At 58.4% G+C, this 20,506-nt stretch carries 15 protein-coding genes; 12 read left to right on the forward strand and 3 right to left on the reverse strand.

Annotated elements, in window-relative coordinates; all coding sequences use genetic code 11:
• Window positions 1-165: 165 nt before the first annotated feature.
• The 11 genes from KQP88_RS01875 (at window position 166) to hemE (ending at window position 16,075) form a co-directional block, all read left to right on the forward strand.
• A complete protein-coding gene (locus KQP88_RS01875) occupies window positions 166-1,230 on the forward strand; it encodes a pilus assembly protein PilM (RefSeq protein WP_025258132.1) in 1,065 nt (354 codons plus the stop codon).
• Window positions 1,230-1,802 carry a PilN domain-containing protein gene (locus KQP88_RS01880; RefSeq protein ID WP_200993960.1) on the forward strand — a complete coding sequence of 191 codons (573 nt, stop codon included), beginning with the start codon at window positions 1,230-1,232 and terminating at the stop codon, window positions 1,800-1,802. Before KQP88_RS01875 ends, KQP88_RS01880 begins: the two co-directional genes overlap by 1 nt.
• Window positions 1,799-2,422, forward strand: a complete 624-nt coding sequence (gene pilO / locus KQP88_RS01885) for a type 4a pilus biogenesis protein PilO (RefSeq protein WP_198724138.1) — start codon at window positions 1,799-1,801, stop codon at window positions 2,420-2,422. Before KQP88_RS01880 ends, pilO begins: the two co-directional genes overlap by 4 nt.
• The gene (locus KQP88_RS01890; protein WP_025258135.1) at window positions 2,419-2,946 is read left to right on the forward strand and encodes a pilus assembly protein PilP; all 528 of its coding nucleotides are present in this window, start codon (window positions 2,419-2,421) and stop codon (window positions 2,944-2,946) included. The genes pilO and KQP88_RS01890 overlap by 4 nt, the downstream gene beginning before the upstream one ends.
• Before the next feature lie 47 nt (window positions 2,947-2,993).
• Window positions 2,994-5,093, forward strand: a complete 2,100-nt coding sequence (pilQ, locus tag KQP88_RS01895) for a type IV pilus secretin PilQ (RefSeq protein WP_200993959.1) — start codon at window positions 2,994-2,996, stop codon at window positions 5,091-5,093.
• A gap of 4 nt (window positions 5,094-5,097) precedes the next feature.
• Window positions 5,098-5,616, forward strand: coding sequence for a shikimate kinase AroK (gene aroK / locus KQP88_RS01900; protein WP_025258137.1), 519 nt, complete (start codon window positions 5,098-5,100; stop codon window positions 5,614-5,616).
• A 115-nt stretch (window positions 5,617-5,731) separates the two neighbouring features.
• A complete protein-coding gene (gene aroB, locus KQP88_RS01905) occupies window positions 5,732-6,835 on the forward strand; it encodes a 3-dehydroquinate synthase (RefSeq protein WP_200993958.1) in 1,104 nt (367 codons plus the stop codon).
• Between the two features lie 10 nt (window positions 6,836-6,845).
• Complete coding sequence (locus tag KQP88_RS01910) at window positions 6,846-8,471, forward strand: AAA family ATPase (RefSeq protein WP_200993957.1); 1,626 nt, start codon at window positions 6,846-6,848, stop codon at window positions 8,469-8,471.
• A 356-nt stretch (window positions 8,472-8,827) separates the two neighbouring features.
• Window positions 8,828-13,273: a glutamate synthase large subunit gene (gene gltB / locus KQP88_RS01915; RefSeq protein WP_216704699.1), complete on the forward strand. Its 4,446-nt coding sequence runs from the start codon at window positions 8,828-8,830 to the stop codon at window positions 13,271-13,273.
• Window positions 13,274-13,394: 121 nt separating this feature from the next.
• Entirely contained in the window at window positions 13,395-14,813 is a 1,419-nt protein-coding gene (locus KQP88_RS01920; protein WP_198724146.1) for an FAD-dependent oxidoreductase, read from the forward strand.
• A gap of 197 nt (window positions 14,814-15,010) precedes the next feature.
• A complete protein-coding gene (hemE, locus tag KQP88_RS01925) occupies window positions 15,011-16,075 on the forward strand; it encodes a uroporphyrinogen decarboxylase (RefSeq protein WP_198724147.1) in 1,065 nt (354 codons plus the stop codon).
• Between the two features lie 54 nt (window positions 16,076-16,129).
• Here the strand turns inward: hemE and KQP88_RS01930 are convergent, their stop codons facing one another.
• From KQP88_RS01930 to KQP88_RS01940, 3 genes are all read right to left on the reverse strand, one after another.
• On the reverse strand, window positions 16,130-16,792 hold the full coding sequence (locus KQP88_RS01930; RefSeq protein WP_216704700.1) for a retron system putative HNH endonuclease: 663 nt from the start codon (window positions 16,790-16,792) through the stop codon (window positions 16,130-16,132).
• Window positions 16,789-18,057 carry an AAA family ATPase gene (locus KQP88_RS01935; RefSeq protein ID WP_216704701.1) on the reverse strand — a complete coding sequence of 423 codons (1,269 nt, stop codon included), beginning with the start codon at window positions 18,055-18,057 and terminating at the stop codon, window positions 16,789-16,791. The genes KQP88_RS01930 and KQP88_RS01935 overlap by 4 nt, the downstream gene beginning before the upstream one ends.
• Before the next feature lie 77 nt (window positions 18,058-18,134).
• Window positions 18,135-19,388, reverse strand: a complete 1,254-nt coding sequence (locus KQP88_RS01940; RefSeq protein ID WP_216704702.1) for an MFS transporter — start codon at window positions 19,386-19,388, stop codon at window positions 18,135-18,137.
• A 117-nt stretch (window positions 19,389-19,505) separates the two neighbouring features.
• Between KQP88_RS01940 and KQP88_RS01945 the strand changes: the two genes are divergently transcribed.
• Entirely contained in the window at window positions 19,506-20,453 is a 948-nt protein-coding gene (locus KQP88_RS01945; RefSeq protein ID WP_200993952.1) for a LysR family transcriptional regulator, read from the forward strand.
• Window positions 20,454-20,506: the final 53 nt, after the last annotated feature.

Consider the following 20,506-nt stretch of genomic DNA (forward strand, 5'->3'; position numbering starts at 1 on the left):
TTTACAAACGAACACGCCTTGAAGCTTTGTTAAACGAAAAAACCGCCGGGCATTATAAGCATTTTTCGTCTCCAGGCGTGATTTGCGCTACTGTCAAGGCTGTTGACAATGGCGCAGGCCAAAAATTACGCCGTAAGTGGCGGAAAACTCATAGGAATACTGGTTGTGTTCGAACTCTTCGGTAAGAAGGCCAACACCCTTCTAGGGATCGATATTAGCTCTACCTCGGTAAAACTCCTTGAGTTGAGTCGTTCCGGCACTCGTTACAAGGTCGAGTCTTATGCGGTCGAACCGCTGCCGGCCAATGCCGTCGTCGAAAAGAATATTGCCGAACTCGAAGGGGTCGGCCAGGCGTTGTCGCGGGTGCTGGTCAAGGCCAAGACGAACGCCAAAATAGTGGCGGTCGCCGTGGCGGGCTCGGCGGTCATCACCAAGACCATCGAGATGGACGCCGGTCTGTCCGACGACGATATGGAAAACCAGCTCAAGCTTGAAGCTGACCAGTACATTCCCTATCCCCTCGAAGAAGTCGCCATCGATTTTGAAGTCCAGGGCTATTCGGCGCGCAATCCCGAGCGCGTCGAAGTGCTGCTGGCCGCCTGCCGCAAGGAAAACGTGGAAGTGCGTGAGGCCGCATTGGCGCTGGCCGGGCTGACGGCCCGTGTCGTCGATGTGGAGGCCTACGCGCTGGAGCGTTCTTTCGGCCTGCTGTCTGCCCAGTTGGGCAATGATCACGATCAACTGACCGTTGCCGTGGTGGACATCGGCGCAACCATGACCACCCTGAGCGTGCTGCATCACGGGCGCATCATCTATACACGTGAGCAATTGTTCGGTGGGCGCCAGCTGACCGAGGAAATCCAGCGTCGCTATGGCCTGTCCATGGAAGAAGCGGGGCTTGCGAAGAAGCAGGGCGGGCTGTCCGACGATTACGTCAGCGAAGTGTTGAACCCCTTCAAGGATGCCCTGGTTCAGCAAGTGTCCCGCTCGCTGCAGTTTTTCTTTGCCGCCGGGCAGTACAACACCGTCGACTACATCATGCTGGCGGGCGGTACGGCTTCCATTCCAGGACTTGAGCACTTGATCCAGAAACGTCTTGGTACGCCAACCCTGGTCGCCAACCCTTTTGCCGACATGGCCCTGAGTTCCAAGGTCAACGCCGGTGCATTGGCCAGTGATGCTCCCGCATTGATGATCGCCTGCGGTCTTGCCTTGAGGAGCTTCGACTAATGGCACGGATCAACCTTTTACCGTGGCGTGAAGAGCTTCGCGAAGAACGCAAGAAACGCTTTCTGACGGCGCTGGCCTGCGTACTGGTTTTCTCGGTGGGCGCGCTGTTTCTGCTGGATCGCTACATCAACAACGCGATCACTTATCAGGAAGCGCGCAACGCATTCATCCAGAAGGAAATCGCCCAACTCGATATCCGCATCAAGGAAATCAGCGACCTGAAAGCCCGGCGCAAACAGTTGCTGGAGCGGATGAAGATCATCCAGGACTTGCAGGGCAACCGTCCGATCATTGGCCGGGTGTTCGATCAGCTGGCGCGGACCTTGCCCGATGGCGTTTATTTTTCAGATGTGAAAATGACCGACAAATTGATTTCCATCAGTGGGGCTGCCGAGTCCAACAACCGGGTTTCGGACCTGATGCGCAACATGGAGGCCTCCGACTGGCTCGCCTCGCCAAGCCTGACCGAGGTCAAGGCAACCACGGCGGGTGCAGTGGATCAGGCAAACGTCTTTCAACTGACGGTCCGCCAGACCCAGCCTGCTGCTGTGGTTGAAGGAGCCAAGCCATGAATTTTGCCGAATGGCTGGAAGGGCTTCGCCGGGTCGACCTCAATGACCTGGACCTCAACAACCTGGGCTCCTGGCCCGCAGCGGTCAAGGCCATCTCCGGCGTGCTGGTGATGGTGCTGGTGTTTGCGCTGGGTTATTTCCTTTTCATCCAGGAGCTGGAAACCCGGCTCGAAGGTGCCCAGGCCAACGAACTGATGCTGCGCGAGCAGGTGTCGACCAAGGCTTTCCAGGCCGCGAACCTGGAGCCTTACAAGAAACAGATGGAAGAAATGGAAAACACCTTCGGCGCACTGTTGCGGCAATTGCCCAGTGACACCGAGGTGCCGGGCCTGCTCGAAGACATCACTCGCACAGGTCTGGGAAGCGGTCTGGAGTTCGAGGAAATCAAGCTGTTGCCCGAGGGTGTTCAGCAGTTCTATATCGAGCTACCCATCCAGATCACGGTGGTGGGCGGTTATCACGACCTTGCGACATTCGTCAGTGGCGTTGCCAGCCTGCCGCGCATCGTGACGCTGCATGACTTCGAGATCAAACCGGTCGACCCCAAATCCCAGACCAAGCTGCGCATGAACATTCTGGCCAAGACCTACCGCTACAACGATGAAGGGCTGAAGAAATGAGGGCGGCGCGACTGTTGTGCGTCAGTGTGGTCCTGATGGGGCTGGCCGGGTGCGATAACGATCAGGAGTTCGCGGATCTCAGCGCATTCGTCGATGAGGTCAAGACGCGTCCTTCAGGCAATATCGATCCATTGCCCAAGTTCCGGCCCTATGAAACCTTTACCTACAACGCGGCCAATCTGCGCAGCCCGTTCCAGCCTCCGGTGAAGATCGATCTGCTCAATCGCCAGAAAGGCTCACGGCTGGTCAAGCCGGACGAAACGCGGGTCAGGCAGTTTCTCGAGGGATTCAATATCGAATCCTTCGAGATGGTCGGAACCATTGGCAACGAATCGGGTACATTCGCCTTGTTGCGCGGTGCCGGAGGGGTTCATCGCGTAAAAGTGGGTGATTATCTGGGCCGTAATAACGGCCGGATTGTGTCGGTCAGCGATGCGCAGGTCGATGTCATTGAAATAGTTCCTGATGGAGAGGGGGCCTGGCTTGAAAGGCCGCGCAGTATTTCCCTCAAAGAACGCTCATGAAGTGGGCAAGGCCAAGCATGCTTAACACCGCACAACGGAAATTCATCATGATCAGGATTCTCTCGATTATCGGCGTTTCGCTAGGGATAGCGATGCTTTCGCCGGTTCTCCAGGCAGCCAATCTCAAAACGCTGGATGTCGCAGCCTTGCCAGGTGACCGGATCGAACTGAAGCTTTCCTTCGATTCTCCGGTTCCTGCGCCGCGCGGCTATACCACCGAACAGCCGGCGCGCATCGCGCTGGACCTGCCGGGTGTGACCAGCCAGCTGGCAACCAAGAGTCGTGATCTGGGTGCGGGCAATGCGCGCAGTGTCGTGGTGGTTCAGGCCCAGGACCGCACGCGGGTCATCATCAACATGACGACGCTGTCTCCCTACAGCTCCCGTGTCGAAGGCAATAACCTGTTCGTGGTTGTCGGCCAGGGCGCCGCCGCTGCGCAATCCTCCCAGCCGAGCACGGCCATGGGAGCGCCACGAGTCGCCGTCCCGACGCCAGCTCCGGCAGCAGCGCGGCCTTATGTGCCGGCTGGTGTGAAAGCCATCAAGAATATCGACTTCCAGCGCGGCGAGCTGGGTGAGGGCAATGTGGTCATCGACCTGAGCAGTCCTGGAATCTCTCCGGACATTCAGGAGCAGGGCGGCAAGATTCGTGTCGACTTTGCCAAGACCCAGTTGCCCGAGCCGCTGCGGGTCAGGCTGGACGTCAAGGATTTCGCCACGCCTGTGCAGTTCGTGAGCGCCACGACTTCCGGCGACAAGGCGAGCATCAGCATCGAGCCTTCGGGCGCTTTCGACTACTCGGCCTACCAGACCGAAAACAAGCTGACCATCAGCGTGCGTCCCCTGACCAACGAAGACCTGGACCGTCGTGCTGCCGACAAACCGGTCTACACCGGTGAAAAACTGTCGCTGAATTTCCAGGACATCGATGTGCGCTCGGTGCTGCAACTGATTGCCGATTTCACCAACCTGAACCTGGTGGCCAGTGACACGGTTCAGGGCGGTATTACCCTGCGCCTGCAGAATGTGCCGTGGGATCAGGCGCTGGATCTGGTGCTCAAGACCAAGGGCCTGGACAAGCGCAAGGTGGGCAGTGTCCTGCTGGTCGCACCGGCTGATGAAATTGCTGCCCGTGAGCGTCAGGAGCTGGAATCCCTCAAGCAGATTTCCGAACTGGCGCCGTTGCGTCGCGAGCTTCTGCAGGTCAACTACGCCAAGGCAGCCGACATCGCCAAGCTGTTCCAGTCGGTGACCAGCGTCGAGTCGAAAGCCGACGAGCGTGGTTCGATCACCGTGGATGAGCGTACCAACAATATCATTGCCTACCAGACCCAGGACCGCCTCGACGAACTGCGCCGCATCGTGTCTCAACTGGATATTCCGGTGCGTCAGGTGATGATCGAGGCGCGCATCGTCGAAGCCAACGTCGATTACGACAAGGCGCTGGGTGTGCGCTGGGGTGGGACCAAGGTCGGCAGTGGCAACTGGAACACCTACGGTCTTGACGATAATGGTGACGAGGCGGGCAATACCGGCAGTGACCTGGGTGCCAATACACCGTTTGTCGACCTGGGTGCCGGTAGTGCGACTTCCGGGATTGGTATCGCTTTCGTCACCAATAACACGTTGCTCGATCTTGAGCTGAGCGCGATGGAGAAGACCGGCAACGGTGAAATCGTTTCCCAGCCCAAGGTGGTCACTTCCGACAAGGAAACCGCCAAGATCCTCAAAGGTACGGAAATCCCTTATCAGGAATCCAGCTCCAGCGGCGCCACAACCGTGAGTTTCAAGGAAGCGTCCCTGTCGCTGGAAGTGACGCCGCAGATCACGCCGGACAACCGCATCATCATGGAGGTCAAGGTCACCAAGGATGAGCCGGACTACCTCAATGCCGTGCTGGGTGTACCTCCGATCAAGAAAAACGAGGTCAATGCCAAGGTGCTGGTTTCCGATGGCGAGACGATCGTGATCGGTGGCGTGTTCTCCAACACACAAAGTAAAGTTGTAGAGAAAGTGCCATTTCTTGGCGATGTACCGTATCTTGGCCGCCTTTTCCGTCGAGATACGGTTTCAGAAGCGAAATCCGAGCTGTTGGTATTTCTGACTCCGCGTATCATGAACAACCAGGCGATTGCTGTGAGTCGTTGATTCTGTGCGAAATTTAATACTTGTAGGGCCGATGGGGGCTGGTAAAAGCACCATCGGCCGTTTGCTTGCCAAAGAGCTGCGCCTACCGTTCAAGGATTCCGACAAGGAAATCGAGTTGCGCTCGGGCGCAAATATTCCGTGGATTTTCGACAAGGAAGGCGAGCCCGGCTTTCGCGACCGCGAGCAGGCGATGATTGCAGAGCTGTGTGAATCCGATGGCGTCGTTCTGGCGACGGGCGGCGGAGCCGTCATGCGCAGCGAAAACCGTCAGGCACTGCATGCCGGTGGGCGTGTGGTGTATCTGCACGCATCGGTCGAACAGCAGGTCGGGCGCACGGCTCGTGACCGCAATCGTCCCTTGCTGCGTACTGCCGATCCGGCCCGTGTATTGGGTGAATTGCTGGCCATTCGTGATCCGCTGTATCGGGAAATCGCCGATCTGGTGGTTGAAACCGATGAACGGCCACCCCGTATGGTCGTTCTTGACATACTTGCCCGCTTGGCAGAGCTTCCTCCCCGTTAAAGCGCAGACGAAAATGCGCTATCCTCGGCGACCATCAAAACAGCGACAGCCATTGGCTGTCCTGGCGCATGGGAAAACATGCGCAACGCCCAATCGTTAATCAATGTGGGGACACATGCAGACACTTAAGGTCGAGCTTGGTGAGCGTAGCTACCCGATTCATATTGGCGAAGGCCTTCTGGACAAGCCGGAGCTCCTGATCCCGCATATCGTCGGGCGGCAGGTGGCTATCGTTTCCAATACCACGGTGGCTCCTCTTTATCTCGAACGATTGACGCGAACGCTGGTGGGGTACAACGTCCTGTCAGTGGTGTTGCCTGACGGCGAAGCGTTCAAGAACTGGGAAACCCTGCAAACCATCTTCGATGGCCTGCTCACGGCGCGGCACGACCGCCGCACGACGGTGATCGCCCTCGGTGGCGGTGTGATCGGCGACATGGCCGGATTTGCTGCCGCCTGTTATCAGCGTGGCGTGAATTTCATCCAGATCCCGACCACGCTGTTGTCCCAGGTGGATTCGTCGGTAGGCGGCAAGACCGGCATCAACCATCCGCTGGGCAAGAACATGGTGGGGGCTTTCTATCAGCCTGGCGTCGTGCTGATCGATACCACCACACTCAACACCCTGCCTGAGCGTGAACTGTCCGCCGGGCTGGCTGAAGTCATCAAGTACGGCCTGATCTGCGACGAGCCGTTCCTGACCTGGCTCGAAGAGCACGTCGACCAGTTGCGCGGCCTGGACCAGAAGGCCCTGACCATCGCCATCGAGCGCTCATGCGCCGCCAAGGCGCTGGTGGTGGGTGCCGATGAGCGAGAGTCCGGTGTCAGGGCAACCTTGAACCTGGGTCACACTTTTGGCCACGCCATCGAAACTCATATGGGCTATGGTGTCTGGCTGCATGGCGAGGCGGTTTCCGCCGGTACGGTCATGGCTCTGGAAATGTCTTCGCGTCTTGGCTGGATCACCACCCAGGAGCGTGATCGCGGTATCCGCCTGTTGCAACGTGCAGGGTTGCCGGTTGTGCCGCCACAGGACATGACGGAAAACGATTTTCTTGAACACATGGCGATCGACAAGAAAGTGATCGATGGTCGCCTGCGTCTGGTGCTTCTGCGTCAGATGGGTGAAGCGGTTATCACGGACGATTATCCAAAAGAAGTACTACAGGCCACTCTGAGGGCGGATTACCGCGCTCTGGTGGATCAGCTTAGAGGTTAACGGAAAACCCATGACTAGTTTGCATGCCGACGAGGCTTTCCTCGGCCATTATCAGTTGAGTCATGACCCCTTTGCAGCGCGGGTACCTGGCTTCAAGTTTTTCCCTGCCCAGCGCAAGTCGGTGCTGGGTCAGCTTCATCACCTGGCTCGTTACAGCCAGTTGCTGCTTGCCGTCACCGGCCCTCAGGGCAGCGGCAAGACCTTGCTGCGCCAGGCGCTGGTAGCCAGCACCAACAAGCAGTCGGTGCAGAGCGTGGTCATTTCGGCGCGTGGCGCCAGCGATGCGGCAGGCGTACTGCAGCAGGTCGCCCAGGCGCTGATTGTCGCCCAGGCTGAAATGCAGGCGATCCTGGCGCAGGTCGTACAGCTCGCGCTGACCGGGCAGGAAGTCTATCTGCTGGTGGACGATGCGGAACAACTTGGCGATTCGGCGCTCGAAGCGTTGCTGGGTCTGGCCGCAGGCACGCCTGAAGGGCGTCCTCATGTGTTCCTGTTTGGCGAGCCGTCGCTGATCGATCGTCTCGATCAGTTGTGTGCCGACCTGCAGGGTGATGTCGAAGGCGAGCGCTTTCATGTCATCGAGTTGCAACCTTATACCGAAGAAGAAACCCGGGAATATCTGGCTCAACGTCTGGAAGGTGCAGGGCAAGGAATCGCGTTGTTCACTGCCGAGCAGATTACCGATATCCATGAACAGTCCGATGGCTGGCCTGGAAATATCAACCAGGTTGCCCGCGATTCAATGATCGAGGCGATGATCGCGAGTCGTTCCGCGGTCAAGCGCCCAAGTGTGGGGTTCAACATGCCGAAAAAACACGTACTGGCCCTTGGCGCAGTTGTCGTGGTCGCAGTGGCAGCCGCAGTGCTGATCCCTGGCCGTGGCGACAAGAGCGCCGCGCCAGCCAATGCGCCGGCCCAGGCCCAGTTGCCACTGGGTCAGGGCACGCCTGCGAACCAGCAATCCAACAATGGCGGTCCTGCCATCGAGTTTGCGGGTAACTCGCAGCCGATGCCTCTGCCGCTGGTGGGGAACTCGCAACCTGTGATGCGCGGCCCTCTGGCCGAGGCGGCAGGCGCCGGTGAAACCGACGAAGATGCAGTGCCAATGGGCTCTCCAGCCCAGCCGGCCACGGTAACCACCACTGCGCCACCTGCCGGTGCGCAGGCCGGTGCCGTGCCTCGCTCTTCCATTCCGGCTCCTGCGGCGGCAACGCCGGTGGCTCCGGCCGCCAAGCCTGCTCCTGCGCCAGCCCCGACTCAGGTCGCCACGGCCAAGCCGGCCCCCGCAGCAGCTCCAGCCGCCAAACCTGCCGAGAAACCGGCCGCAGCGGCTGCCAAACCGGCTGCTGGTGGCAACTGGTACAGCGGTCAGGCGCCAGGGCATTATGTGGTGCAGATCCTGGGCACCAGCTCGGAAGCAACGGCCCAGGCCTATGTTGCCGAGCAGGGCGGCGAGTACCGTTACTTCAAGAAAACACTGCAGGGCAAGCCCCTGTATGTCGTGACATACGGTAATTTTTCGGACCGCGCTGCAGCCCTTGCAGCCATCAAAGTCTTGCCAGCAAAGGTTCAGGCTGGTAAACCTTGGCCCCGTACTGTCGCCAGCATCCAACAAGAGCTCGGCGCCAGTCGCTGAAGTCGCAGCGGCCTTATCCAGGCCGCTCACCCGGCAAACCCGATTTACCTGCTCCGACGTGCCGCTTCTGGCGGCGCGCCTTGCAGTGTCTGCGTTACAAACGCCCTGACGTTTCGGTCGCTTCGGTCAGAATATTGAAAAATACTTTGACTAGCACAGTGCTCAACTATAAAACCTTCATAAATGCGACATTGATTTTCGGCTTTTCGCCGTTAAATTTGTGGGCCTTTGTGTCGCTGTGTACAATGACCTCCGTTTTGCCTCTCCGAAGCCGGCGTACGTTCGGCGTGACAGGTAATTGATTGAATTGAAAAGAAATTTGCCTCGCATAGAGGCAGCCTGGTGAGAAAGTGTCTATGAAAGCCGGTCTATACCAACCAGATGAATTCAAGGATAACTGCGGCTTCGGCCTGATCGCTCATATGCAGGGCGAGCCCAGTCATCACCTGTTGCAGACGGCTATTCAAGCCCTGACCTGCATGACCCACCGTGGCGGTATCAACGCCGACGGCAAGACCGGTGACGGTTGTGGCCTGTTGATTCAGAAGCCCGATGCATTCCTGCGTGCGGTCGCCAAGGAACACTTTGGTGCTGATCTGCCTCGCCAGTATGCCGTGGGCATGGTGTTCCTCAATCAGGACGACACCAAGGCTGACATCGCTCGCGAGAACATGAATCGCGAAATCCTCGCCGAAGGCCTGACTCTGGTCGGCTGGCGTCAGGTGCCGATCGACACCAGCGTACTGGGCCGTCTGGCTCTTGAGCGTCTGCCGAAGATCGAGCAGGTATTTATCGGTGCGGAAGGCCTGAGTGATCAGGAATTCGCCATCAAGCTGTTCAGTGCCCGTCGCCGTTCGTCGGTGGCCAACGCTGCCGATGCCGACCATTACGTCTGCAGCTTTTCGCACAAGACCATCATCTATAAAGGTCTGATGATGCCGCGCGACCTGACGGCATTCTTCCCTGACCTGAACGACGAGCGCCTGCAAACCGCGATCTGTGTGTTCCACCAGCGCTTCTCGACCAACACCCTGCCGAAATGGCCGCTGGCTCAGCCATTCCGCTTCCTCGCCCACAACGGCGAGATCAATACCATCACCGGCAACCGCAACTGGGCGCAGGCGCGTCGTACCAAGTTCACCAACGATCTGATGGATCTGGAAGAGCTCGGCCCGCTGGTCAACCGCGTGGGTTCCGACTCGTCGAGCATGGACAACATGCTCGAACTGATGGTCACCGGCGGCATCGACCTGTTCCGTGGCGTGCGGATGATCATTCCGCCAGCGTGGCAGAACGTTGAAACCATGGACCCCGATCTGCGGGCGTTCTATGAGTACAACTCCATGCACATGGAACCGTGGGATGGTCCGGCCGGCGTCGTGATGACCGAAGGTCGCCATGCGGTCTGCCTGCTCGACCGTAACGGTCTGCGCCCGGCTCGCTGGGTCACCACCAAGAACGGCTACATCACCCTGGCGTCGGAAATCGGCGTGTGGGATTACAAGCCTGAAGACGTCATTGCCAAGGGCCGTGTCGGTCCGGGCCAGATCTTCGCGGTGGATACCGAGACCGGTCAGATCCTCGACACCGATGCCATCGACAACCGCTTGAAGTCGCGTCATCCGTACAAGCAATGGCTGCGCAAGAACGCCTTGCGCATTCAGGCGACCATGGAAGACAACGACCACGGTTCGGCCTTCTACAACCCTGAACAGCTCAAGCAGTACATGAAGATGTACCAGGTCACGTTCGAGGAACGCGATCAGGTACTGCGTCCGCTGGGTGAGCAGGGCCAGGAAGCGGTCGGCTCCATGGGCGACGACACGCCGATGGCGGTACTGTCGCGTCGTGTGCGCTCGCCGTTCGACTACTTCCGTCAGCAGTTCGCGCAGGTGACCAACCCGCCGATCGACCCGCTGCGTGAAGCCATCGTCATGTCGCTGGAAATCTGCCTCGGTGCCGAGCGCAACATTTTCCAGGAGTCGCCCGAGCATGCCTCGCGTGTGATCCTCAGCTCGCCGGTCATTTCCCCGGCCAAGTGGCGCTCGCTGATGAACCTGGAGCGTCCGGGTTTCGAGCGCCATATCATCGACCTGAACTACGACGAAAGCGTCGGTCTGGAAGCGGCGATTCGCAACATCGCCGATCAGGCCGAAGAAGCTGTCCGTGCCGGCCGTACCTTGCTGGTGCTGAGCGACCGTCATATTGCTCCGGGCAAACTGCCTGCTCACGCTTCCCTGGCGGTCGGCGCTGTTCACCACCGTCTGACCGAAAAAGGGCTGCGTTGCGACAGCAACATCCTGGTTGAAACCGCGACGGCCCGCGACCCGCACCATTTTGCCGTGCTGATCGGCTTCGGTGCTTCGGCGGTCTATCCGTTCCTGGCCTACGAAGTGCTGGGCGACCTGATCCGTACCGGTGAAGTGCTGGGCGACCTTTACGAAGTCTTCAAGAACTACCGCAAAGGCATCACCAAGGGCCTGCTCAAGATTCTGTCGAAAATGGGCATCTCCACCGTTGCGTCCTACCGTGGCGCGCAACTGTTCGAGGCCATCGGCCTGTCCGAGGAAGTCTGCGATATCAGCTTCCGTGGCGTACCGAGCCGCCTGAAAGGCGCCCGTTTCGTCGATATCGAAGCCGAACAGAAGGCGCTGGCAGCCGAAGCCTGGAGCCCGCGCAAGCCGATCCAGCAAGGCGGCCTGCTCAAGTTCGTATTCGGTGGCGAATACCACGCCTACAACCCGGACGTGGTCAATACCCTGCAAGCCGCCGTGCAACAGGGCGACTACAGCAAGTTCAAGGAATACACCTCGCTGGTGGACAAGCGTCCGGTGTCGATGATTCGCGACCTGTTCCAGGTCAAGACCCTCGACCAGCCGCTGAACATCGACGAAGTCGAGCCGCTGAGCGAGATTCTCAAGCGTTTCGACTCTGCCGGGATTTCCCTGGGCGCGCTGTCGCCGGAAGCTCACGAAGCCCTGGCCGAAGCGATGAACCGCCTGGGTGCCCGTTCCAACTCCGGTGAGGGCGGCGAAGACCCGTCCCGCTACGGCACCATCCGCAGTTCCAAGATCAAACAGATCGCCACTGGCCGTTTCGGCGTGACGCCTGAGTATCTGGTCAATGCCGATGTGCTGCAGATCAAGGTCGCTCAAGGCGCCAAGCCGGGTGAAGGCGGGCAACTGCCAGGTGGCAAGGTCAACGGCCTGATCGCCAAGTTGCGCTATGCCGTACCGGGCGTGACTCTGATTTCGCCTCCGCCGCACCACGACATCTATTCCATCGAAGACTTGTCGCAGCTGATTTTCGACCTGAAACAGGTCAACCCGTCGGCACTGGTTTCGGTCAAGCTGGTAGCAGAAGCCGGCGTTGGCACTATCGCCGCTGGCGTGGCCAAGGCCTATGCCGACCTGATCACCATTTCCGGCTACGATGGCGGCACAGGCGCTTCGCCTCTGACGTCCATCAAGTACGCCGGTGCGCCGTGGGAGCTTGGCCTGGCCGAGACTCACCAGACCCTGCGCGGCAACGACTTGCGCGGCAAGGTCCGGGTACAGACTGACGGTGGTCTGAAAACCGGTCTGGACGTGATCAAGGCCGCTATCCTCGGTGCTGAAAGCTTCGGCTTCGGTACGGCGCCGATGATTGCCCTGGGCTGCAAATACCTGCGTATCTGCCACCTGAACAACTGCGCCACCGGCGTAGCGACCCAGAACGACAAACTGCGCAAGGACCACTACATCGGCACCGTCGATATGGTGATCAACTTCTTCACCTACGTGGCTGAAGAAACCCGCGAGTGGCTGGCCAAACTGGGCGTTCGCTCTCTGGAAGAACTGATCGGCCGTACCGACCTGCTGGATATCCTGCCGGGCGAAACCGAGAAGCAGCAGCATCTGGACCTGACGCCTCTGCTGGGCAGCGACCACGTGCCTGCCGACAAGCCACAGTTCAGTCTGGTGGACCGTAACCCGCCGTTCGACAAGGGCCTGCTGGCCGAGAAGATGGTGGAGCTGGCCAAACCGGCCATCGAATCCCTGAGTGGCGGTGAGTACGAACTGGATATCTGCAACTGCGACCGTTCCATCGGCGCACGGATCTCCGGTGAAATCGCCAAGCTGCACGGCAACCAGGGCATGAACAAGGCGCCGATCACCTTCCGTTTCAAAGGCACTGCCGGGCAGAGTTTCGGCGTGTGGAACGCCGGTGGCCTGAACATGTATCTGGAAGGCGATGCCAACGACTACGTCGGCAAAGGCATGACCGCTGGCAAGCTGGTTATCGTTCCGCCTAAAGGCAGCCCGTTCAAGACCAATGAAAGCGCCATCGTGGGCAACACCTGCCTGTACGGCGCGACCGGCGGCAAGCTGTTCGCTGCCGGTACTGCGGGTGAGCGCTTCGCGGTGCGTAACTCGGGTGCTCACGCCGTCGTGGAAGGCACGGGCGACCACTGCTGCGAATACATGACCGGCGGTTTCGTCTGCGTACTGGGCAAGACCGGCTACAACTTCGGTTCCGGCATGACGGGCGGTTTCGCCTACGTGCTCGACCAGGACAACACCTTCGTTGACCAGGTCAACCATGAGCTGGTCGAGATTCAGCGCATCAGCGGCGAGTCGATGGAAGCCTATCGCACTCACCTGCAAAGCGTGCTGAACGAGTATGTCGAGGAAACCGGCAGTGAGTGGGGTCGTAACCTGGCCGAAAACCTGGACGACTACCTGCGCCGTTTCTGGCTGGTCAAGCCCAAGGCTGCCAACCTGAAATCGCTGCTCTCCAGCACCCGGGCGAATCCGCAATAAGGCACAGCTGCAAGCGGCAAGTTTCAAGCCGCAAGTTAACAGCAGTGCGCGAATTGCCTGCGATCATGATTCTTGCAGCTTCAGGCTTGTAGCTTGAGGCTGCCGTTAGAGGTTCCAGAGTATGGCTGAACGTCTCAGTAACGACTTCCAGTTCATCGAGGTCGGACGTAAAGATCCGAAGAAGAAGCTGCTGCGCCAGCGCAAGAAAGAGTTCGTGGAAATCTACGAACCCTTCAAGCCCCAGCAGTCCGCCGATCAGGCCCACCGTTGCCTGGGTTGCGGCAACCCGTATTGCGAGTGGAAATGCCCGGTACACAACTTCATCCCCAACTGGCTGAAGCTGGTATCCGAAGGCAATATCCTGGCGGCCGCCGAGCTGTCGCACCAGACCAATACCCTGCCGGAAGTCTGCGGTCGCGTATGTCCTCAGGATCGTCTGTGTGAAGGTGCCTGCACCCTCAATGACGGTTTTGGTGCCGTCACCATCGGTTCGGTCGAGAAGTACATCACCGACACCGCATTCGCCATGGGCTGGCGTCCGGACATGTCTCGCGTTGTGCCGACCGGCAAACGTGTTGCGATCATTGGCGCAGGTCCTGCGGGCCTGGGCTGTGCCGACGTGCTGGTGCGTGGTGGCGTGACGCCGGTGGTTTTCGACAAGAACCCGGAAATCGGCGGTCTGCTGACCTTCGGTATTCCCGAGTTCAAGCTTGAGAAAAGCGTGTTGAGCAATCGCCGTGAAGTGTTTACCGGCATGGGTATCGAGTTCCGCCTCAATACCGAAGTTGGCAAGGACGTCACTGTCGATCAACTGCTTGAAGAGTTCGATGCCGTGTTCATGGGCATGGGAACCTACACCTACATGAAAGGTGGCTTTGCCGGTGAAGAACTGCCGGGCGTACACGATGCGCTCGACTTCCTGATCGCCAACGTCAATCGCAATCTGGGCTTCGAGAAGTCGCCGGAAGATTTCGTCGACATGAAAGGCAAGAAAGTCGTGGTACTGGGCGGTGGTGACACCGCGATGGACTGCAACCGTACGTCGATCCGTCAGGGCGCCAAATCGGTCACCTGCGCCTATCGTCGCGACGAAGAAAACATGCCGGGTTCACGCAAGGAAGTGAAGAACGCCAAGGAAGAAGGCGTGAAGTTCCTCTATAACCGCCAGCCAATCGCCATCGTGGGTGAAGGCAAGGTTGAAGGTGTGAAAGTGGTCGAGACTCGCCTTGGCGAGCCTGACGCCCGCGGTCGCCGCAGTCCCGAGCCGATTCCGGGTTCCGAAGAAATCATCCCGGCCGACGCCGTGGTCATCGCTTTCGGTTTCCGTCCAAGCCCGGCGCCATGGTTCGAGCAGTTCGGCATCAACACCGACAGCCAGGGCCGCGTCATCGCCCCGGAGCAGTCGCAATTCAAGCACCAGACCAGCAACCCGAAAATCTTCGCGGGCGGCGACATGGTGCGCGGCTCCGACCTGGTCGTCACCGCAATCTTCGAAGGCCGCAATGCGGCTGAAGGGATTCTGGATTATCTGGGTGTCTGAGGGCGTCAGCTGAAAGCTACAAGCTACAAGCTACAAGCTACAAGCGGTGAGCAAGGCAGGTTTTTCTGCTTCTGGCTTGCCGCTTGAAGCTTGTCGCTTAAAACTTCATCACCCCCATAGAGAAAAGAAACGGCTCTTGCCGTGCCTTTTGTGTCGAGCTCTGAGAAAATGCCCGCACTTTTTTTGCGGATGCCGACATGACTGCCCTGAAGAACGACCGTTTCCTTCGTGCCCTGCTCAAGCAACCCGTAGACGTCACGCCTGTCTGGATGATGCGTCAGGCCGGTCGCTACTTGCCTGAATACCGCGCCAGCCGTGCCAAGGCGGGCGATTTCATGAGTCTGTGCAAGAACGCCGAGTTCGCTTGCGAGGTCACGTTGCAGCCGCTGGATCGCTATCCGCTGGATGCCGCGATCCTGTTCTCCGATATCCTGACCATTCCCGATGCCATGGGCCTGGGCCTGTACTTCGAGACCGGTGAAGGTCCGCGCTTCAAGAAAACCGTCAGCACCCTGGCCGACATCGAAGCCCTGCCGATTCCCGATGCACAGCAAGACCTGGGCTATGTGATGAATGCGGTCAGCACCATCCGCCGCGAGCTCAATGGCCGTGTTCCGCTGATCGGTTTCTCCGGCAGCCCGTGGACGCTGGCCACTTATATGGTTGAAGGCGGTTCGTCGAAAGACTTCCGCAAGTCCAAGGCCATGCTCTACGAAAACCCGCAAGCCATGCACCTGCTGCTCGACAAGCTGGCGCAGTCGGTGACCTCGTACCTCAATGGTCAGATCCTGGCGGGCGCCCAGGCTGTGCAGATCTTCGATAGCTGGGGCGGCAGCCTGTCCGCTGCGGCGTATCAGGAATTCTCGCTGGCTTACATGCGCAAGATCGTCAGCGGCCTGATCCGCGAGCACGATGGCCGCAAGGTGCCGGTCATCCTGTTCACCAAAGGCGGCGGCCTGTGGCTGGAAAGCATTGCCGATGCCGGTGCCGATGCACTGGGCCTGGACTGGACCTGCGACCTCGGCGAAGCCCGCCAGCGCGTCGGCCACAAGGTTGCGTTGCAAGGCAACATGGACCCGACCGTCCTCTATGCACGCCCTGAAGCCATCCGCCAGGAAGTGGCACGCATCCTGGCCAGCTACGGCAGCGGCACCGGCCACGTCTTCAACCTCGGCCACGGCATCACCCCTGAAGTCGACCCGGCCAATGCGGGCGCCTTCATCGAAGCCGTGCACGAGTTCTCGGCGCAGTATCACCAGTAATTCGTGATTGCAGTCATGAAAACGCCCGGCTTTTGTCGGGCGTTTTTATTCAGGTCAGGCGCTGAGGAGTTGTTCGGCGTACCGGGCAATAACGTGGCAAAAGCGTGTTTGTTGTCCGTGGGCGCGTTGGGCGATTGTTTGTAGTTCTTCTTTGCTTGCCGTAAGCAAAAAGTCGTCATTGAAGAAGCCAAGCATCGTTTCTTCCCGACGATTATTCAGTCGAAGGGTATCAAGCGCGAGGATTTCGATCATTTTTGATGCGGCTTCATCCTCTGCGTCTGTCGGTTTTACTTCGCCACTCAGCGTATATTGAAAGCGGCTTTCGCAGTTTTCATCCAGTGGAGAAATATGCTGAGCTTCATCAAAGAGGTTGCCTTTCTTGTGGCCGCAGTGCAGCAAGTAGTCAGGTTCTATTTGTTGTAGCTCTCCCACGTCGCGCAAGCAGGACGCATGCAGGTTGTTATAGTCAAGCTGCAAATGCTTGTATCCTGATTTCGGGCGAAAGTGTTCTATGTGGCTGGTCTGCTCGGATATTTCATCTCCGCAATAACAGCACAGATAGGCTTGCTCCCTTAGCAGGCTTTCATGAACCTCTTTTTTCTTTTGTGGAGCAGATCGGGTCAATGATTTGTAGGTAAGCCTTCGGTTTTCTCTTTCTGCTTTGGCTTTCCAGTTTGTAAAAGACAGCGGCTCAATTCCCTTGAGTACTTTCCTCATCTGCCAATCATCTCTTTGCGAGTTATCAGGGCTTGGGCTCTTGCATATTCAGGAAGGTCTGGAGACAGCGCCTTAAGCTCTTCAAGTTGCTGCTTGGCCTGTTCAAGATTGTTATCTTCCAGTGTCGAAAATAGCTGGTTCAGTAGCTTTTCAATCTCCGGGGCGCGTTGCGTAACGCCCATGATTTCTTCAAGTACGCTGCTGGAGTCCATCCCATAGGTCGTTCTGGGGTTAGAGCCTTTGCCGTCATGCAACAGAATGACTTCTTCTGGTTGCAGGCTTCCGATGATTTGGGGGGAGTGGCTAGTTGCAATGAATTGCACTTTCGGGAATGCTTTTTTGAGCGTAGGAGCAATATTGCGCTGCCAGGCTGGGTGAAGATGGATGTCCAGTTCATCGATAATCACGATGCCATTGGTGTTTGTCAGGACATCTTTTCCCATATGGGGATTGAGAATACACATGCGGCGCGCAATATCGGCTATCAGAGCAATCAAGCTACGTTGTCCGTCACTCAGGTCATAGAACGGGACGGTCTTGCCCGGTCCCATATCTACCACCAGACTTTGAAGTCTCAAGTCATATCTGAGGTCAAGCGCATCGGGGATTGCGAGCTGTATCGCCTGGTTTACCCACTTGAGTTCATCATCGGGCTCGCTGTCGGATTTCGAGTCCAGCCTGTCCTGAAGACGTTCAAGTGTCCTGGCGATTAACCAGCTTTCAAAGTCGCGTAAGTCCACGACGGCATCAAACCAGTTCAGGTAGCCATCGAAACGAGATATTTTCTGTTGTGCCGAAAATTCTGCCGAGACGTTTGCGCTTTTCCACCGGCGATTGGCGCGATAGAAAGCCAGTACCGGTAGATCGATACGCTCACCCGCATTCCATTTGGAATGCACTTCTTCCATATGCGTTATAAAGGATGGGTCGATACCTGCTTCCCAGATATCAGCCAGCTTTATTGTTCCCCAGTCCGCAAGGCCAAAAATGTCCCCTTCGGCTTTTATGAAAACAGGAAGTTTGCGTTCAAATCGGCTTCGTCCTTCGTACTTATCAATAGCGAAGCGCACATCTTCGGCAGGTAAATCATTTTCGTCGCACCCCATCGCGTTGCCAAACGGCACGAGAGATACAGCCACCCCCTGCAACAACGACGTCTTCCCACTCCCATTGACCCCGACCACGAGGTTAAACCCCGGCTGGAAGTCGAAACGGGCATCTTCGTAGCAACGAAAATTCTGTAGGTGGAGATGGTCGAGGCGCATGCCGGTTTCCTTTACCAAGTCTGGCGGATGCGTCAGTGTACCTTGGCTTGCCCTGTCTGCCAGCTTCCGGGTTGTGACTAAACCTTCGCCCCCAATGGCTGCAACCTCGACAACCTCAAGGCCACGGCCAGGGCGATCAGCAGCAGGGCGCCGATAAACAGTCCGATGCCGTTCCAGCCGGCGTAGTGCCAGAACACTCCACCACCGGTTCCGGCCACGCTGGAGCCTGCGTAGTAGCAGAACAGGTACAGCGAAGTGGCCTGGCCTCTGGCTTTTACGGCTCTGCGGCCCACCCAACTGCTGGCGAGCGAATGGGCGCCGAAGAAGCCGAAGGTGAAGATCAATACGCCGACAATGACGACCAGCAGCGGAGTGAACAGGGTCATGGCCAGGCCGATCAGCATCATGACGATGACTGCCCACAACACTTTGCGCCGTCCCAGTCTGTCGCCCAGTGCGCCGATCTGTGCCGAGCTGTAGATGCCTGACAGGTAGACGATCGAGAACACGCCCACCACCGCCTGGCTCAGGTTGTAGGGTTCGGTCAGCAGGCGATAGCCGATGTAGTTGAACAGGGTGACGAAGGCGCCCATCAGCAGGAAGGCGAGCAGGAACAGCAGCGGCAGGCCGGGGTCGCGAAACTGCAGGACGAAGCCGTCCAGCAGGCTGCGTGGATGCAGTGAGCGAGGCTGGAAGTTGCGGGACTCGGGGAGAATCTTCCAGAAAACAGCCGCGGCCATGAGTGCCAGGCCGCCGACCACCAGCATCGCGGTATGCCAGCTTACGTAATCGATCATCACCCCCGTAATCAGCCGTCCGCTCATGCCGCCGACTGCGCTGCCGCCTATATACAGGCCCATGGCCAGGCCAAGGTGCATCGGGTGGATTTCCTCGCTGAGGTAGGTCATCGCCACCGCCGCCAGCCCGCTGAGGGACAGCCCGACCAGTGCGCGTGTGACGAGCACGCCTTCCCAGGAGGGCATCAGTGCGCTGGCAATGGTGGAGAGTGCAGCGCAGAACAAGGCCAGTACCATGACCGGCTTGCGTCCCAACCGGTCGGAAATAGGTCCGGTAATCAACAGGCCAATGGCGAGCATCGCCGTTGCAACCGACAGGATCAGGCTGCTTTGCGCCGCGTTGATCGAGAATTCCTGAGACAGCAACGGCATCATCGGTTGTACGCAATACAGCAGGGCGAAGGTCGCGAATCCTCCGGCGAACAGCGCCAGCACCGTTCTCTTGAAAGCCGGTGTGTTCTTTTCGATATAGCTGTCGCCTGCGGCAGCGGTGGGCTGAGCGTCTGTGGAAAGCGGGGCAACGGCAGGGTTCACGATGGACCTCGGAGCGCGGCAGGGCAGGTAATGAAAAAAGCATATAGCGCGGAAATAATTCAATCCAATATATTGTTCGACCTGTTTGATATGTAAAACGACTTGATTGGAGGCCGCATGGAATTGCGCCATCTGCGTTACTTCATCGCAGTTGCCGAAGAACTGCATTTTGGCCGCGCCGCTCAGACGCTGGGTATTTCCCAGCCGCCGCTGAGCCAGCAGATCCAGACGCTGGAGCAGGAGCTGGGCGCGCGTCTTTTTGATCGCACCAACAGGCGGGTCGAATTGAGCGAGGCTGGAAGGTTGTTCCTCGAAGAAGCGCGCGCGGTGTTGGCCCAGGTCGACAAGGCCGCCGATGTGGCGCGGCGCGCACAACTGGGTGAGCTTGGCGAATTGAAGATCGGCTTCACCGCTTCGGCGCCTTTTACCTCCAGTATCCCACAGGCCATTTTCTCTTTTCGGCAGAAGTACCCGGCTGTACACCTGGCCTTGAAGGAGATGACCAGCAAGGATGTGGCCGAACAACTGGAAGACAGGTCGATACAGGTCGGCATCATGCGCCCGCTGGCCCTGCCTGATTCACTGGTCTCTTTCGAGCTGTTGCGCGAGCCGCTGGTGGCAATCATGCGCTCCGATCATCCCTTGGCGGCGGGTAGCGAGAAGGGGCTGTACATGTCAGAGCTGGCTGCCGAACCGTTCGTGTTTTTCCCTCGCTCTTACGGCAGCGGTTTGTACGGTCAGATACTTGAGTTGGCGCGGGATGCGGGCTTCAGTCCGTTGATTACCCAGGAGGCCGTCGAAGTGATGACCATCATCGGGTTGGTGGCGGCAGGGCTTGGCGTGACGGTCATGCCCGCGCCTTATCAGCGGATGCGCATTGAGGGCGTGGTCTATCGAACCCTGCTCGACCCCAAGGCAACCACTGCTGTCTGGCTGGTGCAGAGAAAGGACGAACAGTCTCCGATGGCCAAGGCCTTTTTTGAGCTGGTGACCCAGGCATTCGCGAATGAATCCTCTCCCGCCATTGGAGAGGACTCATCCATGCAGGGCAGGCCTCTTACTTGATCTGTGCCAGATCCCCGCGCAGATCGACACTGGCCAAAGCCATCAAGGCCACG

The sequence above is a fragment of the Pseudomonas lijiangensis genome, from assembly GCF_018968705.1.
GTDB lineage: Bacteria > Pseudomonadota > Gammaproteobacteria > Pseudomonadales > Pseudomonadaceae > Aquipseudomonas > Aquipseudomonas lijiangensis.